Annotated in this window: 16 protein-coding genes and 1 tRNA gene; 5 read left to right on the plus strand and 12 right to left on the minus strand. The window is 50.5% G+C overall.

Annotated elements, in window-relative coordinates; genetic code table 11:
* Positions 1–9: 9 nt before the first annotated feature.
* The gene (locus C7I86_RS01565) at positions 10–1,515 is read right to left on the minus strand and encodes a UbiD family decarboxylase (RefSeq protein WP_010871507.1); all 1,506 of its coding nucleotides are present in this window, start codon (positions 1,513–1,515) and stop codon (positions 10–12) included.
* 83 nt (positions 1,516–1,598) lie between these two features.
* Between C7I86_RS01565 and cobJ the strand changes: the two genes are divergently transcribed.
* Positions 1,599–3,482 carry a precorrin-3B C(17)-methyltransferase gene (gene cobJ / locus C7I86_RS01570; protein WP_010871508.1) on the plus strand — a complete coding sequence of 628 codons (1,884 nt, stop codon included), beginning with the start codon at positions 1,599–1,601 and terminating at the stop codon, positions 3,480–3,482.
* 102 nt (positions 3,483–3,584) lie between these two features.
* Positions 3,585–4,940 (plus strand): DUF4335 domain-containing protein, encoded by a 1,356-nt coding sequence (locus tag C7I86_RS01575; RefSeq protein ID WP_010871509.1) that lies wholly within the window; start codon positions 3,585–3,587, stop codon positions 4,938–4,940.
* Between the two features lie 82 nt (positions 4,941–5,022).
* On the opposite strand, the gene aroF is transcribed toward C7I86_RS01575, so the two are convergent.
* The 10 genes from aroF to C7I86_RS01625 form a co-directional block, all read right to left on the minus strand.
* Positions 5,023–6,078, minus strand: a complete 1,056-nt coding sequence (aroF, locus tag C7I86_RS01580) for a 3-deoxy-7-phosphoheptulonate synthase (RefSeq protein ID WP_010871510.1) — start codon at positions 6,076–6,078, stop codon at positions 5,023–5,025.
* A gap of 195 nt (positions 6,079–6,273) precedes the next feature.
* The gene (locus tag C7I86_RS01585; RefSeq protein WP_010871511.1) at positions 6,274–6,750 is read right to left on the minus strand and encodes a PAM68 family protein; all 477 of its coding nucleotides are present in this window, start codon (positions 6,748–6,750) and stop codon (positions 6,274–6,276) included.
* A gap of 17 nt (positions 6,751–6,767) precedes the next feature.
* Complete coding sequence (rpsO, locus tag C7I86_RS01590; protein WP_010871512.1) at positions 6,768–7,037, minus strand: 30S ribosomal protein S15; 270 nt, start codon at positions 7,035–7,037, stop codon at positions 6,768–6,770.
* A 164-nt stretch (positions 7,038–7,201) separates the two neighbouring features.
* Positions 7,202–8,215, minus strand: coding sequence for a permease (locus tag C7I86_RS01595; RefSeq protein ID WP_010871513.1), 1,014 nt, complete (start codon positions 8,213–8,215; stop codon positions 7,202–7,204).
* 100 nt (positions 8,216–8,315) lie between these two features.
* Entirely contained in the window at positions 8,316–8,786 is a 471-nt protein-coding gene (locus C7I86_RS01600) for a M48 family metallopeptidase (protein ID WP_010871514.1), read from the minus strand.
* Positions 8,787–8,957: 171 nt separating this feature from the next.
* Positions 8,958–9,518 carry a hypothetical protein gene (locus C7I86_RS01605; RefSeq protein WP_199303434.1) on the minus strand — a complete coding sequence of 187 codons (561 nt, stop codon included), beginning with the start codon at positions 9,516–9,518 and terminating at the stop codon, positions 8,958–8,960.
* Positions 9,519–9,594: 76 nt separating this feature from the next.
* The gene (gene apcD / locus C7I86_RS01610) at positions 9,595–10,080 is read right to left on the minus strand and encodes an allophycocyanin subunit alpha-B (protein WP_010871516.1); all 486 of its coding nucleotides are present in this window, start codon (positions 10,078–10,080) and stop codon (positions 9,595–9,597) included.
* Between the two features lie 111 nt (positions 10,081–10,191).
* Entirely contained in the window at positions 10,192–11,454 is a 1,263-nt protein-coding gene (gene metK, locus C7I86_RS01615; protein ID WP_010871517.1) for a methionine adenosyltransferase, read from the minus strand.
* A gap of 135 nt (positions 11,455–11,589) precedes the next feature.
* Complete coding sequence (gene dusA / locus C7I86_RS01620) at positions 11,590–12,594, minus strand: tRNA dihydrouridine(20/20a) synthase DusA (RefSeq protein ID WP_010871518.1); 1,005 nt, start codon at positions 12,592–12,594, stop codon at positions 11,590–11,592.
* Between the two features lie 11 nt (positions 12,595–12,605).
* Complete coding sequence (locus C7I86_RS01625) at positions 12,606–13,214, minus strand: Uma2 family endonuclease (RefSeq protein ID WP_010871519.1); 609 nt, start codon at positions 13,212–13,214, stop codon at positions 12,606–12,608.
* Between the two features lie 266 nt (positions 13,215–13,480).
* On the opposite strand from C7I86_RS01625, the gene infC reads away from it, so the two are divergent.
* Positions 13,481–14,014 (plus strand): translation initiation factor IF-3, encoded by a 534-nt coding sequence (infC, locus tag C7I86_RS01630; RefSeq protein WP_010871520.1) that lies wholly within the window; start codon positions 13,481–13,483, stop codon positions 14,012–14,014.
* A 303-nt stretch (positions 14,015–14,317) separates the two neighbouring features.
* Positions 14,318–15,175 (plus strand): YaaW family protein, encoded by an 858-nt coding sequence (locus C7I86_RS01635; protein ID WP_010871521.1) that lies wholly within the window; start codon positions 14,318–14,320, stop codon positions 15,173–15,175.
* A gap of 23 nt (positions 15,176–15,198) precedes the next feature.
* Here the strand turns inward: C7I86_RS01635 and C7I86_RS01640 are convergent, their stop codons facing one another.
* On the minus strand, positions 15,199–15,753 hold the full coding sequence (locus tag C7I86_RS01640) for a metal-binding protein (protein WP_010871522.1): 555 nt from the start codon (positions 15,751–15,753) through the stop codon (positions 15,199–15,201).
* Positions 15,754–15,852: 99 nt separating this feature from the next.
* On the opposite strand from C7I86_RS01640, the gene C7I86_RS01645 reads away from it, so the two are divergent.
* A tRNA-Val gene (locus tag C7I86_RS01645) sits at positions 15,853–15,925 on the plus strand.
* The last annotated feature ends 53 nt before the right edge of the window (positions 15,926–15,978 follow it).

The following is a 15,978-nucleotide window of genomic DNA, read 5'->3' on the forward strand; positions in this document are numbered from 1 at the left end:
AGGACTTGTTTACACGTCATAGCCAAACAAGTTGGGATTAACTTCGGTTAAATTAATATCCCCCAAACCGTACTCGGCCCAGCGTTGGCTGACCTGCTCCGCCATGGCTGGATCGGACTCCAATACTTCTCCCCATTCATGATCCGTTTCCGGGGGAATTTTGGTGGTGGCATCAATACCCATGCGGCCGCCCAAACCAATTTTTTCACTGGCAAAATCGAGGCTGTCAAAGGGGGTTTCCGGCAAAATAAACACGTCCCGCACCGGGTCAACTTTGGAGCTGATGGCCCAGACCACCTGGCGGGGATCGCGGATGTTAATACTCTTATCCACCACAATGACGAATTTGGTGTAGGTAAATTGGGGTAGAGCACTCCAAAAAGCCAGGGCCGCCCGCTTAGCTTGCCCCGGATAAGCTTTGTCAATGGAAATAATGGCAGCTTTGTAACTCAACGCTTCCATGGGCAAAAAGAAGTCGGTGATTTCCGAAACCTGTTGCCGCAAAATTGGCGTATAAATCCGGTTCAAGGCGATCGCCATCATGGCTTCTTCTTTGGGGGGACGACCGCTGAAAGTAGTTAAATAAACGGGATTTTTGCGGTGGGTCAGACACTGGAACCGCACTAGGGGAGAATCCTCCACGCCGCCGTAGTAGCCCATGTGATCGCCAAAGGGGCCATCGGGTAACATTTCGCCGGGGGTAATGGTACCTTCCAGCACAAATTCTGAGTCCGCCGGCACTTCCAAATCGACGGTTTTACATTTAGCTAGGGCCACCCCAGAACCACCGTATAACCCCGCAAATAACCATTCTGACAAATCCACCGGGATCGGTGTGGCCGCCGCCATAATAATTAATGGATCTACCCCCAAGGCGATCGCCACTTCTAATTTTTTGCCCTGTTCCGCCGCTTTGCGTAAATGCCTGGCCCCTCCCCGCACCGACAGCCAATGGACCGTCATGGTGGTTTTGGATTGCAGTTGCAGACGATAAACCCCCACATTGGGGGTGCCCGTTTCACAGTCCTTGGTGATCACTAAACCAAGGGTAATAATTTTGCCCGCATCACCGGGATAGGGCCGGATCAAGGGGATTTGGTTTAAATCGAGATTTTCACCATCGATGACTACTTCTTGGCAGGGGGGAAAGAAGTTACGCCCTGGTTTGGCCTTGAGCACATCAAACAACACTTTGCCAAAATCAATGGCCTGGGAAATTTTCTTGGGCGGCTTAGGCTGTTGCAACAGGGCTAGCTTTTTGCCCAAATCCTCCAACTCCAGAGGATGGTCCATATTCATGGCCCAACAGATGCGCTCCACTGTGCCCATCAAATTCACCGCCACCGGGAAAGGGGAGCCTTTGACATTCTCAAATAACAGCCCTGGGCCACCGGCCTGTAGCATCCGGTTAGAGATTTCCGCCACTTCCAAATCGGGATCCACCTCAGCGGTAATGCGGCGCAACTGCCCCCGTGTTTCCAACAACTGGATGAATCCCCGTAAATCTCTGGCCATGGCTGATGTCTAAACAAATACGCTCTCTAGCTTAACGGGTTTAGCCCGACCAGGATGGCGATCTCCAACGAGAATTTGCCGCTATGCTAGGGGTTGACAATGATAGACGGCAAAAATTGTTGAAAACTTTTCATCCCCTTACGGCGATCGCCGTCACTCCCCAAGCCGTTAAATTGCTTCTGCCCGTGGTGGAAACGTTGACGGGAAAATTGCTTTTATCAAAATCTTTGGCAGAGGAATTAGAGCTTGGCAAAAATTCCCTAGTGGAAACCTATGGCGATTCTTTGGCAACGGCTGTGGCAGAACGCTGGAATAACCATCAAGCCTTTATTTTTGGTTTAGCCACGGGGGCCGTAGTCCGCTTAATTGCTCCTTTATTGCAAAGTAAACAAAGTGATCCCGCTGTGCTGGTGGTGGATGCCATGGGTCAATCGGTGATTAGTTTACTCAGCGGCCACCAAGGGGGAGGCGATCGCCTGGCGCAGATAGTGGCGGAACAGTTGCAGGCAAAAGCAATTCTCACTGGCGGGGCCAATGGCTTGGGGCAGATAGCAGTGGATTGTTTAGGCATCCCCTTTGGTTGGCGCAAAGGAAAAGGAGATTGGACAGCGGTAAGTTCTGCTTTGGCCGCTCAAAAATTAGTAGGAGTAACACAAACGGCGGGGTTAACTCTTTGGCAAAATCATTTACCCCCAGGCCATGGTTTTACTTTTTCTGGAACTAAGGAGACGACGGCAACCTTATTAATCACCGTTCAAGAAAGTAATTTGGAAAAACTGAATAAACCCATGGCCCCATGGCATCCCCGACTGTTATGGATTGGCGTTGGCTGTGTGCGGGGTACGGATTTAGCTTTGTTAGAACGGGCTTTGTTAGAAGTTTTAGAACGGGAAAATTTAAGCCCTTTGGCGATCGCGGGCCTGGCCAGTGTCCATTTAAAAGCCGACGAAGTGGGAATGCAACAATTCGCCCAAAAATACGATTTGCCCTTTTTCACTTTTCCCCCAGAACAGTTAGCGGCCCAGGCTGTCCCCAATCCCTCCGAGGTGGTTCTTCAAGAAGTGGGTACCCCCAGTGTGGCGGAAGCGGCGGCATTAACGGCGGCTCAAATGTATAGCCAAGGGGGAAAATTGATAGCGGAAAAAGTAATTGTTAAACAACACAACCAAGCAGTAACAGTGGCGATCGCCAAGGGAGAAAGGGAATACATCGGCAAACCGGGACAGTTATGGTTAGTGGGCACCGGGCCCGGAGAATTAAGCCAAATTTCCCCAGCGGCCCGAACGGCTATTAGAGAAGCAGACGTGCTCATTGGCTACGGACTTTATTTAGATTTGATTGATCCTCTACGACGACCCGGCCAAATTTGTGAAACGTTCCCCCTCACCCAGGAGCGGCAACGGTGTCAGCGAGCCATTGAGTTGGCCCAATGGGGTTTAACGGTGGCGGTGCTATCCTCCGGGGATTGTGGCATTTACGGCATGGCTGGGCTAGTGTTGGAAGAACTGGAGAAATTAAATTGGGATGGGCAAACCCCCGCAGTGGAAGTTTTTCCCGGCATTAGTGCCTTCCAAGCAGCGGCGGCCCGGGTGGGTGCTCCCCTGATGCACGACTTTTGCGCCATTAGCCTCAGCGATTTGCTTACCCCCAAAGAAAAAATTCTGCAACGGTTAACGGCGGCGGCCCAGGCGGATTTTGTCACCGCTCTGTATAACCCCAAATCCCAAAAGCGCACCGAGTTGATTGAACAGGCCCAAGCTATTTTCCTACAATGGCGATCGCCAACCACTCCGGTGGCCCTGGTGCGTTCCGTTTATCGCCAAGATGAAACCATTGTGCGTACCACGTTGGCGGCAATGCTGAACTTTCCCATTGATATGCTGACGGTGGTGCTCATCGGCAACAGTAACACCTACAATTATCAAGATTATTTGATTACTCCCCGGGGCTATTATGCCAATGCCTAGAAAAAAACAGTCAATTACTGGAGCGGTGCTCAAGCCCTCTAATCCCATAATTTTCAAGGTACCCTGAATAGAAGTGAGTCCGTTGACCGGGAGTATTTTCCAATGAAGCTGGTGAAGGATGTACAACTGAGGCGTTATACCCCTCCCACCTGTACTTTAGAGTTGTGGCAAACTCGACGGGTATGGCAAAGACCTCCCCAAACTTTGCCGGCGGATTATCGTTTTGCGCTCCATTTTGACGATCCCCGTTTGCCGGAAGTAGAACAATTAACTTTGTCTGGCACACCGGAGGAGTTGGAAGCCCTCGCTTTAGCGGTGGAAACCTATCTCCAGCAACGGCTTAACCCCTGTGCTTCCTTGGAACCAAGCACCTATCCGGAACCAGTATTTAATGCGGACGGTGAACCTTCTTTTTGCCTACGACCCCAGGGATTATGGAGCCATGAACTTTTGGGGATGGGGGCTCCCATTACCCTCAATACTTCCCAGTTGTACGATCTGATGCTGGCCTTGGAAGGTTTCCGTCTCCAGGATTTAGAGCCGAGCCGGATGTCAGTGCTCATGGCCAGAGAACAGTCGCCTAAAGCATTGGTCTTAGCCGGAATGGTAGCAGCCGGTAGTGTGGCGGCGATCGCCATAGCGGCCCTGTGGATGCGCCAACCCCAACCCGAAGTGGCGGTGCAGAATAATTTTCAACTGCCAATGCCCAACCAATTTCAGTTTGAGGAAGTTAGCTCTATGGTGCCACCACCACCGAGGGGCGATACCCCCTCCCCTCAATTGGCCCCAATCCTAGCTTTACGGGATCCTCTGCCTTCCCCCAGTGCCGTGCTAGCTGCTGCTCCCCCTCCCCGTAATCCTAATATTCCCCTAGTGGTGCCCCCAGAAAGGGTGCGTCCCCCTGATTTACAAGCTCCAGGAGCCCCAGGGGAAACCTATATTGCCATTCCTGATCCCACTAATCTACAACCCCTGACACCGCCGCCAGAACCGTCTTACCCCGGTGCCTTGGCTATTTTGCCCCGCCCCGACGGTCAACCCCTACCCTATGGTGGCGAGATATTGTCCACTACCCCCGATTTACCGCCTCTGCCCCCTGCTTCTAATCCCGTTAGTTTTAGGCCGCCTCGACCCCGTGCTGTGCCACCCCGTTCCACCAATTTACTGGACACCATTCCCCAGGTGGCGGAAGTGCGTAAGTTCTATCAAGAGCAGTGGCAACCGCCGGAAGATCAAACCCAAACGTTGGAATATCGCCTACAAATTGATCCCAGTGGGACGGTGAAGAGAACCATGCCCCTAGGCCGAGCCGCTAGCATTTACATGGCCCGCCTGCCCCAACCTGCCCCTGGGGAACCGTTGGTCTCTCCCCTCGCCGATGACAGGATGGAAACCATTCGCTTAGTACTTACTCCCCTGGGAGATGTGAAGGCTTTTCTGGAAGATCAACCCCAATAGTCCGCACCATCCAACAAAAAAAGGCCCGCTGGTTTTTCCGTCGGGCCTGGTTTAATCTGTTTTAGTTTTACAGCGCGAATTCCTAGGCCAGGGCCGCTACTTTAGGCCAACGTCCTACAGTTTGCCCAATAACCGCCAATTGCTTCATGGTTTCGTCGAAGCGGTCGGGGGTCAAAGATTGGGGCCCATCGGACATAGCTTTAGCCGGGTTGGGATGCACTTCAATCATCAAGGAGTCTGTCCCCGCGGCGATCGCCGCCATGGCCATGGAGGGCACATACTCGGATTTACCGGTGCCGTGGCTGGGGTCGATCATAATGGGCAGGTGCGTAAGGGAGCGCAGGACAGGCAACACCGACAAATCAAGGCAATTGCGGGTGTAATGGCCGTCAAAGGTGCGAATGCCCCGCTCACAAAGAATCACGTTGGGATTACCCGCCGCGAGAATGTATTCTGCCGCCATTAACCATTCATCAATGGTGGCCGCCATGCCCCGCTTTAACAGCACTGGCTTATCCTGGGCCCCTACCTTTTTCAGCATGGAGAAATTCTGCATATTGCGGGCACCCACTTGGATTACATCCGCCACTTCCGCAATGATTTCTAAATCCGCCGCATCCATCACTTCGGTGATAATGCCCAAACCAGTGGCTTCCTTAGCTGCTGCCAACAGACCTAGAGCACTTTCCCCATGACCTTGGAAAGCGTAGGGAGAGGTACGGGGTTTGAAGGCGCCGCCCCGTAAAAACTGGGCCCCGGCCGCCTTAACTCGACGGGCCGTTTCCACAATCATGGTTTCATTTTCCACCGAACAGGGGCCTGCTACCACAGCCACCGGATGGTTTTTGCCGATCGCCACGGGGCCAGCGGGGGTAGAAACGATTACTTCACTGTATTCCCCATGGCGGAAAGTCAAACTAGCCCGTTTAAAAGGTTGTTCCACCCGTAATACATCTTCAATCCAGGGGCTAACCTCTTGGATTTGCAAAGGATCAAGTCCGGCTGTTTCCCCCACCAACCCCATCACAACTTTGTGCTTACCAACAATCTTTTCGGGGGTGAGGCCCCGTTCGGCAAACTCCTTACCAATGCGCTCAATTTCTATTTCTGGGGTGCCGACTTTCATGACGACGATCATGACAAACTTCCTCTATTCGATAGGTTGGGACAGGGAGGGTTAAAAGCTTAGCTAAAGGTCTGACAGTAAATGCGGACTCGAAAAGCCGATGCTAATGCTAATTTTAACGAAATTATTTTGACCAACAGGACTGGGCAATTATTATTGACCAATTGTTAACTTTGTTAACGAAAATTTACAAATTCTGAGTTTTGTTCAACGATCGCCATTGTCCTGGGCCGTTTGTTGGGCGTTGCGCCAGACAGCGATGGTACGACTGAGGTTGAGGCGAAATTCCGGCCAGCCCCAGACACTGCCAGGCTCATCTTCCCAGGAGGTGGAAAAAATGCCATAGCTTAAGCCCACCACCCCTAGACCAAAAAAGAGCAGACTCACCGAAAACACCACATAGGTGGGAATCTCAAACCAGTCCCGGCTCACAACAAGATAAAAAAGCACAAAGGATAACATGCCCAGCCCAGTGGGAATGCCGGAGAACAGGGCCATGCGTTTAACCATCCTTTGGCTCACCACGGCGGGAATGCCACTGTCTGCTGAACGGCGGCCCTTTTTATCTTTGGCTCCGCTGGTTTTAGTGCTCGGAGCCACCACTGCAGGGGGCTTTTTTTCAACCTTTTTCTTTTTTGATTTCCGCTCAAAAGGAAGACGGTCTCGATTGGTGGGGTCAGCCATGGGAAAAATGCAAAAACTTAACGACGGATACCGAGGCGTTTGATCAGGGCTTGGTAACGTTCTGGTTCCCGGGCATTGATGAAGCTTAATAGACGCTTACGACGACCAATCATTTTGAGCAGGCCCCGACGGGAAGCGTGGTCTTTGGGGTTAGCTTTGAGGTGCCCTGTGAGCTGGGTAATTCTTTCTGTCAAGAAGGCCACTTGCAGATCAGCGGACCCAGTATCAGTCTCGTGGGCTTGATACTCGGTCATCAATTCTTGTTTACGGATTTGGGTTAAGGACATAGTCTCTGTGGAAAAAACCTAGGCTGTAAAGTATTGGGCGATAAATTTCGTTGCAATCTCTTACTATATCACGTTTGCCGGAGGGCTCCTTTCCATCACGAAAAGGGAAAGTTATCGACAACCAAAGACGTTGGGGGGCAAATCATTCCAGATTCAAATCAGATCTAAAACAGATAACTATGGGCCAAACTGAGCAGAAAGGTTAACTGGCCTGTCAGGAGGAGCAGATAGATAACAATGCGCCGTTGGAAAACGGAAAGCAATAGCCCGATGCTTTTGACATCAATCATGGGGCCAAAGACTAAAAATGCTAACAGGGAGCTACTAGTGAAGGTGGAAACAAAGGAGAGGGCAAAAAATGAGTCCACTGTGGAACAGACCGATACCACCACCGATAGCAACATCATGGCCAAAATGGAGCTAATGGTGCCTTGTCCCAACAGTAAAATCCATTCCCTGGGAATGAAAACTTGGATGACGGCGGCGATTAAACTGCCTAAAATTAGCATGCCGCCCAATTCCCGTAATTCCTGCACAATATTGTCGGTGAACATTTCCCAACGGCTGGGGGCAATGGGGGGTAGGAGGGTTTCCACCGCTTGCTCGTCTAATTTCAGCAGTTGACCGCTGTTACCACTTCCCAAGAGAAAGGTGCCCGATTGCAAAAGGGGGGATTCACAGGCGATCGCCGTGGGGGATTCTTCCGGACGAGTGAGGTAGGCCAATCTACGACCCAAAGCAGGTTTAAGCAGAGGCACTGCGTCCAACTGACGACTAAACACCCAACTGACAATCACAGTAATAATCAGGGAGCAGACTACCCGGGCCACTACCATGCCCGGTTGATCCCGAAAAGCCACCCAGGTGGACCAAATCACAATCGGATTAATGGTGGGAGCAGCCAACAAAAATGCCACTGCTACCGAAGGGGGCAAACCCTGCATCAAAAATCTTCTGGCCACGGGCACATTGCCACACTCACACACCGGAAACATAAACCCCACCAAGCTACCGGCGATCGCCCCGAGGAAAGGATTACGGGGAATATAGGCAATTAGCTTTTTTTCATCGCTGAAGACTAATAGGGCACTGGAGAGCACTACCCCAAAGGTGAGGAAGGGGATGGCCTCCACCAGCAAGCTCAAAAAAATAGTAAAGGCTTCGTGCAATTGGGTCATAGATTTAAGCAAAGCCAGGCAGAGTCAGCCCAGGGGACAAAAACTTCCTGAAGCTCACGGTGAGAGGAGCAAAAAACGATAATACCAAACTGCGATCTTTCTAGGGTTGGGTAGGGGTAGGCGTCCCCCCGGTCCCCCCGCCCTGGTTATTGGGTTCCGTCGGTGCCAAAGGGTTTTGGGGTGGGGGTAACTGGGGATTTTTCACCTGTAGTTTAATGGCCTCCAGCAACTGTTTTAGCCCCTCTTCCTCCGGATAAATTTTCGTCAACTTCTCCATCGGGGCGATCGCCCCGGCCAAATCCCCCATTTGTAAACGAGCTTCCACCAGCCCTTGCAACGCGTTGGGATTATCCGGTTCCCGTTGCAATACTTTTTCATATCCCCCAGCGACCTCCTTTAAGCGCTCCAGATCTGCCGCTGTGGGTTGTTGCGGTGTCCCCTGGGATGGACCCTCAGTCTGGTTAGCATTGCCCCTCAACACAGTCAGCATCGGCACTGTCATCATGCCTAGAAAAGCCAACCCTGAAGCAATGATGAAGGTCTTTTGTAAAATCTTTTTGGTGGAAGCCATAGAAAAGGGGAAAATTCCCAATAACAACAAAATTAAGCTGGGGGAGCCGGACTTTCTGCAATCCAATGCCGATGATAACGCGAGGGCCTGTCGGCAAAGTTTTAGTTTCCCGGCCAAAACTTGGCACTAAATAAAAGCTCCGACAATATTAAAGGGCTTTCAAAACAAGCTTTAGTTAAGAGAAGGCAACGGATAGTAGGAAAAATAACTGTAAACCCCCCCCGCAAAAGCCGAGCCACAGATTAGGGCTAATAATAACAAGCTTTGCCCCTGGCCCATACCCAGATTACGCAACTCAATCCGACCCAGAATAGCCGCCGCTAGTAGCAACAAAAATGAAGTGAAATAATTAAACCACCGCAGGGCCACGACAAAAACAAAACACCAAAACACCATGGACACCATCGACCGCAATTCTGACTTAGCCCAATTGCCCACCACATAGGTCATCAGGGTAATGGGGGTAGTCAAAGCTAAAGTGGTCAACGTAATGATGAACAGGGTAAAAATATGGATTAAAGCCAGAATCGTCCTTTGATCCAGTTCTATCTGCCAACCCTTGAGGTGTTCGTGGAACATCGTGCTCCAGGGCACACTGGCCTCGGCCAATCTCCAGCCAAAGGCCACATAGGCAACAATTACCAAAGCAAGGGATAAAAAAGGAATGGATTTGAGCCAGGGCATGGACAGTTTCCCCCCAGGGCTGAGGATTATCGTGATCAAAACAGCCAAAAACGAGAAAACGAAGAAGGCATAGTCGGCCACAGAAACCCACCGCCATCTTCGTTAATCTTCGTGCCAAAACAAATCAGGACATAAACTGAATGATGTAATCAAAATAGGGAGCTGTCTCATTGGCATCCTCTGCACTCAACAGTCCCAACGCCGCATCCTTCAGTACAGTTACCGCGTCGACCATCCCTGGCACCGGCACATTTAAGGAGTTGTACATTTCCTTCACACCGATTAAACCAGTAGTTTCAATGGGTTCTTTGTTGCCCGCTAAAACGCCATAGGTAACTAGGCGCAAATACCAACCGTAATCGCGCAAACACTGATTATATTGCCGCTGACCGTAGGCATTACCTCCGGGAGCACGGTATTCAGGGTGCTTCTTAAACAGTTGTTTTTGGGCTTGATCGACTATCTTTTTTTCATTTTCGGCCAGGGTTTCCGCAATGCGAATACGCTGGGCACCGGTGGTTAAAAACGCCTGGATCCCTTTGAGTTCACCGCTAGTGGGGTAGCGGAGTTGATCGTCGGCTTGCAAAATAACTTGACTAACTACACTCATGATATCAACAAGAATTTCATATCATACTGTAGTTTAGCCTGAGTTGCCCCATACTGCCCCAGGCTAAATACCCTCTCATCCTGAGGCAGTGTACTTTTTCCTGCTGCTTCCCTAGACGGCCACGGCCTGGGGGCTAGAAGCAAAAGCTGCTTTCAACACATCCACTTTGTCGGTGTATTCCCAGGGCAAATCCAGGTCATTGCGACCAAAATGGCCATAGGCGGCCACATCTTGATAAAATCTCCCCCCCCGTTCGGCGGGCAAATTCCGCAAATTGAGGGATTGGATGATACCGGCTGGGCGCAGTTCAAAGTTTGCCAATACGACTTCCAGCAGTTTTTCTTCATCTACCTTACCGGTGCCAAAGGTATCGATTAAAACGCTGACTGGGCGAGCAACCCCAATGGCGTAGCTGACCTGTACTTCGCATTTATCTGCTAAACCGGCAGCAACAATGTTTTTGGCCACATAGCGGGCGGCATAGGCCGCAGACCGGTCTACCTTGGTGGGATCCTTACCGGAAAAGGCACCACCGCCATGGCGGGAATAACCACCGTAGGTGTCCACAATAATTTTCCGTCCCGTTAAACCAGCATCCCCTTGGGGACCCCCCACAACAAATTTGCCAGTGGGATTAACAATAAAGCGGGTTTTATCAGTGGGCTTGAGGGCAATGTCGCTGAAGCAATGACCCACCACTACGTCCCAAAGATCGGCTTTAATTTTGGCTTGGACTGCATCGTTGTCGGTGATATCGCCAATGTGCTCGTCGTGCTGAGTGGAAATGAGGATGGTATCAATGGCTACGGGTGAGCCATCTTCGTACAGGATGGAAACTTGGGTTTTACCGTCGGGGCGAAGATAAGCCAATTGGCCAGATTTACGTACTTCCGATAGGCGCAGGGCAATGCGGTGGGCCAAACTAATGGGTAGGGGCATCAATTCTGGGGTTTCGTTGCAAGCATAGCCAAACATTAGGCCCTGATCGCCCGCACCGATTTTGTCTAACTCGTCGTCGCTGAGGGCATGGCGCTGTTCTTGGGCGGCGGTTACACCTTGGGAAATGTCGGGGGACTGTTCGTCGATCGCCAGCATGACGGCACAACTGTTAGCGGAGTAGCCATTATCGGCGTTGGTGTAGCCAATTTCAGCAATTTTCTGGCGGATCAATTCGACAAAATTAATGTGGGCTTGGGAAGTAATTTCCCCCGTCACTAGGGTCAAGCCTGTGTTGACTACGGTTTCCGCCGCTACTCGACTGTTGGGGTCCAGGGTTAGGAGGGCATCAAGGATGGTATCGGAAATCTGGTCACACACCTTATCAGGATGGCCTTCTGTCACCGACTCGGAAGTAAATAAATAGCGCTTAGACAAAGTCTTCAGTCCTCGTACACGATAAAGGCTATTGGGCAAACAAGACCTTCAACAAAGCTTGTTAAGTTAAATTAACATTTCATCATACAGGTTATTTTCCCTGGTACGGGAACGGAAAGGGCTAAAATTTGTTCCCTATGCTACCAATACCCCTGGGAATTTTTGGGCTTGGAGGGCTGTTTGTAATAGCTCCGGCCCTGCAGAAGCCAATAGAGTGGAATCACTCAGGGTACGACGCCAAAATTTAGCCCTGGGTTGACCATTGAACAAACTCAATAAATGCCTGGTAATTTGATTAAGGCGATCGCCGTGACGTAAACGCTCTTCCACATAGGGCAACATACGTTCAATAATTTCCGCTCGGCTGGGGACTAAATTGGTTTTGTGGTAAATGTCCCGGTCTACGGTGGCGAAAAGGTAGGGATTTTCGTAGGCGGCTCGGCCCACCATCACTGCATCCACATGGCTAAGATGCTGTTGAATTTGCTCAGTTTGGGTGATACCGCCATTAATTTCGATCAATAACTGGGGAAAATCCTTTTTTAATTGATAAACATCTTCGTAACGTAGGGGAGGAATGGTTCGGTTTTCCTTGGGACTAAGCCCCTGGAGCCAGGCTTTACGGGCATGGACAGTGAATCTTTGACAGCCAGCGTTTGCCACGATTTCGACAAAATGCACTAAATCTTCATAACTGTCCCGATGATCAATGCCAATGCGATGTTTAACGGTGACGGGAATTTCCACGGCCTTTTGCATTGCACTCACACATTGGGCTACCAAATCCGGTTGAGCCATTAAACAAGCCCCAAAATTGCCGCTCTGCACCCGATCGCTGGGACAGCCCACATTCAAGTTAATTTCGTCATATCCCCAATCCTGGCCAATGCGGGCACATTCCGCTAGGAGTTGGGGATCATCGCCCCCCAATTGCAACGCTACGGGTTTTTCCTCCGGGCTAAAATTTAATAACCTCTGGCGATCGCCGTGGAGGATGGCCTGGGCCGTAATCATTTCTGTGTACAACAGGGTGTGGCGGGTTAACTGCCGTAGAAAATAGCGAAAATGGCGATCAGTATGGTCCATCATTGGGGCCACACTGAGGGGATTAATAGAAGAATCAGCGAAAATTTTTGTCATCAGGACAATATTTACGTTAAATCAGTCTCCATGCCAACTTCATCCACCAATGCCGGCAGATTCAGGGTGGCATAAATTTCCGCCAAAGGAATGGCTAAATTAAGCGCCTCAATGTCGGCGATCGCCTCTAGACCCTCATAGGACTTCAGCAACCAAAAATCCTGGGGAGTCCGCTGAAAACACTCCACCAAATACTGCTGGGCGTTGACCAAAATATACGCCCATAAACTGGGCAGGGTGCGGTAATCCTGAAACTTTTTGCCCCGGTCAAAGCCTTCTGTGGATTCCGACAAAACCTCAATAATCACCCTGGGAAAATTAACAAATGCCTGGCTCGGAGCATCTCTTTCGTCACAAGTTACCAACAGGTCAGGATAATAAAACCGTCTTCCTTCCTTTAGTTTCACCTTCAAATCAGCAAAGTAGACACGACAGCCAGAATTTTGGAGGCGACTACGAAGGGCCATGTAAAAATTGCCACTGATGATGTTGTGAATTCCACCAGTGCCGGCCATGGCGTAAATCTGGCCATCGATGTATTCATGCTTAACGTCACTGCGGCTTTCCAGCTCTAAGTAATCGTCGGGGGAAAAGTATCCATTGGAGGAGAGCGCAACCATCTGCCTTGCCAAATTTGTCTAATTGATTGCCTTCATTCTATGGCCCCACACCATTGCGTTAAATATCTTTACGATCGCCATTGGCTAGCCATGGGAAGCTAAAATACAGGCCGGATAACCCCATTTACCCTTTCCCAAAGCCAGAGTACCCTAGGGGAGAGCGAGTAAATTGCAGGCCGAAAATCCGAGAGAATCGGTAAAATGGCAAAGTCAGCATTTTCGCTTGTAAACCCAACATTACCTACAAACTTCAACAAAAAACACCTGTGGCCGATAAAAGAAGACCCCAACGCGACTTACCTCAAATTAACGAAAGAATACGTTTCCCAGAAATACGAGTCATTGACAGTGACGGTGCCCAATTGGGGATCATTACCCCCAATGAAGCCATGGAAATCGCCGACGAGCGGGGGCTCGACCTTGTGTTAGTGAGTGAGACCGCCGATCCGCCGGTGTGCCGCATCATGGACTATGGCAAATATAAATTTGAGCAGGAGAAAAAAGCCCGGGAGGCCAAGAAAAAACAACATACCGCCGACGTTAAGGAAGTAAAAATGCGGTACAAAATCGATGAACACGACTATCAAGTGCGCATCAATCAGGCCAAACGCTTCCTCAAAGCTGGGGATAAAGTCAAGGCAACGGTGAACTTCCGGGGGCGGGAAATTCAGCACGCCCACCTAGCGAAGGAATTACTGGACCGCATGGCAACGGACCTGGCCACCGAAGCCGATATCCAGCAGGCTCCCAAACGGGAAGGACGCAATATGATGATGTTCCTTTCCCCCAAAAAGGTTTAGACCTATACAAACGATGAACCTACGCCGTTGAATGGTTCTTAAAAAGTTTTGTGAATCCCCTGAGAAGGTGTTTGGAAAGTTTTATTCTGCCCCCTAAATCTCCTCACTAAAGCTCCGGCAATACTAGAGGACTTTCAGTCAGTTTCCCCCTAAATTTGGGGGTCAGGGGGGCTTTTAAAGCATGTTCTGAGACGATCTGAGGGGATTTTTCTTTTGGCTGTTACAACGGGGTCAATGTTGCCGGAGGGCCGCACAAGTTTTCGGCCCCTGTCCTAGAATGGGGAAATTAGCAGAGCCCCACTGGTGGAGGAAACGGTCTTGGACGAACTGCGCTCAGCGTTAGAGTTGGCGACGGAGGATGAACTGACCCAACTAACGCAAATTCTCTTTTGTAGAAAATTTAATCCTTTGGATTATCTGCAAACCCCCCTTCCGGTGGAGGTACAAAGCTTGGATCGTCCCCTCTGGGAAAGTTCCCTCGAGGAAAGATTCCGCTATTTAGCCGCCGATGGCCTAACGGTTTTACGGGGCAAGGCCAAGCAATTTAGCTACCGGGACACCCTCATTCGGGTTTGTCAATTCCTCAAAGTGCCCTACGCCCAACAGATGACTACCCTGGATTTGGAAACGGATATTTTTCTCCACTTGGTCAACCAAGCTTGGCAAAAATTGCCCCCGGCGGAGCAGAATAATTTGACTCGTAAAATCCAACAGTCCCTGATTAATTCTCCTTTGCCGGAACCTCTGCCCCTGCAAATTCAACACAATCCCGTCAATGTCATCCTCAAGGGAGGTGGGGCGATCGCCGTTAGTTCGGTGCTCAGACCCCTACTGTTGGGGCGCATCTTACAGCAAGTGACGGTACACATTGCCCAATATCAAGTGGCCAAATCGTTGCTGATGAAGGGGGGACTAAATGTCGCCAGTCAGTTACAAAATCAGTTAGCCCTCCAAACCGCTAAACAGGGGGTGCTGATGGGAACGGCTCGTTACGGGGCAGTGCGGACAATTTTTTCGGTGTTGGGACCGGCTCTGTGGGGATTATTCCTAGCGGATCTGGGCTGGCGAGCGATCGCCACTAACTATGGGCGTATTATTCCGGTGATTTTTACCCTGGCCCAAATCCGTTTAACGAGGGAAACCTGTTGGCAACTGGCCTAGGTTTGGCTAATTAATTCGACCTATTAGGAACGCCGGCGAGATTTAGACTTGCCTTGGCTAGAGTGTTTTTTTTGCTGTGGCTTTAGCTTTTTTTTGAGCCAACTACCTCCCCAATCGCTCACACTATGGGCCATGGCCCCTGCCTCCAAGCCAACAAAAATTGTTAGCAGTTCCCAACGGTGTTGCTCCAGCCATTGTCTCGGGATCAACCAGTTAATTCCCTGTAAATTAAGCTTTTGTAACAGTATCAGCACTGTCCCTATGCCTGCTGAAGCCAGTAGCAGCCAACTGCCTAGATACAATAAACGCAAAATCGTACCAATCAAAAAGCCGTGGGAAAGGGGCGATCGATGGGGAATGAAGTGGCGGTAGGGAAGCCAGACCCATCTCAGCCAGCCCCACCTTTTATATTGACAGGAATGGATGTCCAGATCCGGGCCAAACATCAACCCGCTAAATCCAAAGGCGATCGCCATTAGCAGGGTTAGTCGGGCACTACCAGTGCCAATAAATGTGATGGCCATAACCGCTGGGGTGGCTCCCAGGGTAATGCGGTCATGGATTTTACCGGCGGGCATGGCAAAGGCAAAAAGGGAATAGGTAACTAGGAAAAAATTTTTTCCGATGGCGATCGAACAAAACGATAACCTATGATATAGTGGTTAAGCACGAGTAAAGGGCGATTAGCTCAGTTGGTAGAGCGCCTGCCTTACAAGCAGGATGTCGGCGGTTCGAGCCCGTCATCGCCCATACGTTAAGCCTTTTTTGGACCTGGCCATTTTTGCCCCGCAAGGTGGGGTTCT

This window comes from Synechocystis sp. IPPAS B-1465, from assembly GCF_003015225.1.
GTDB lineage: Bacteria > Cyanobacteriota > Cyanobacteriia > Cyanobacteriales > Microcystaceae > Synechocystis.

Coding starts and splice junctions, on each gene's coding strand:
- C7I86_RS01565 (WP_010871507.1), bottom strand. CDS start 1,515: ATGGCCAGAGATTTACGGGGATTCATCCAGTTGTTGGAAACACGGGGG.
- cobJ (WP_010871508.1), top strand. CDS start 1,599: ATGCTAGGGGTTGACAATGATAGACGGCAAAAATTGTTGAAAACTTTT.
- C7I86_RS01575 (WP_010871509.1), top strand. CDS start 3,585: ATGAAGCTGGTGAAGGATGTACAACTGAGGCGTTATACCCCTCCCACC.
- aroF (WP_010871510.1), bottom strand. CDS start 6,078: ATGATCGTCGTCATGAAAGTCGGCACCCCAGAAATAGAAATTGAGCGC.
- C7I86_RS01585 (WP_010871511.1), bottom strand. CDS start 6,750: ATGGCTGACCCCACCAATCGAGACCGTCTTCCTTTTGAGCGGAAATCA.
- rpsO (WP_010871512.1), bottom strand. CDS start 7,037: ATGTCCTTAACCCAAATCCGTAAACAAGAATTGATGACCGAGTATCAA.
- C7I86_RS01595 (WP_010871513.1), bottom strand. CDS start 8,215: ATGACCCAATTGCACGAAGCCTTTACTATTTTTTTGAGCTTGCTGGTG.
- C7I86_RS01600 (WP_010871514.1), bottom strand. CDS start 8,786: ATGGCTTCCACCAAAAAGATTTTACAAAAGACCTTCATCATTGCTTCA.
- apcD (WP_010871516.1), bottom strand. CDS start 10,080: ATGAGTGTAGTTAGTCAAGTTATTTTGCAAGCCGACGATCAACTCCGC.
- dusA (WP_010871518.1), bottom strand. CDS start 12,594: ATGACAAAAATTTTCGCTGATTCTTCTATTAATCCCCTCAGTGTGGCC.
- C7I86_RS01625 (WP_010871519.1), bottom strand. CDS start 13,214: ATGGTTGCGCTCTCCTCCAATGGATACTTTTCCCCCGACGATTACTTA.
- C7I86_RS01640 (WP_010871522.1), bottom strand. CDS start 15,753: ATGCCCGCCGGTAAAATCCATGACCGCATTACCCTGGGAGCCACCCCA.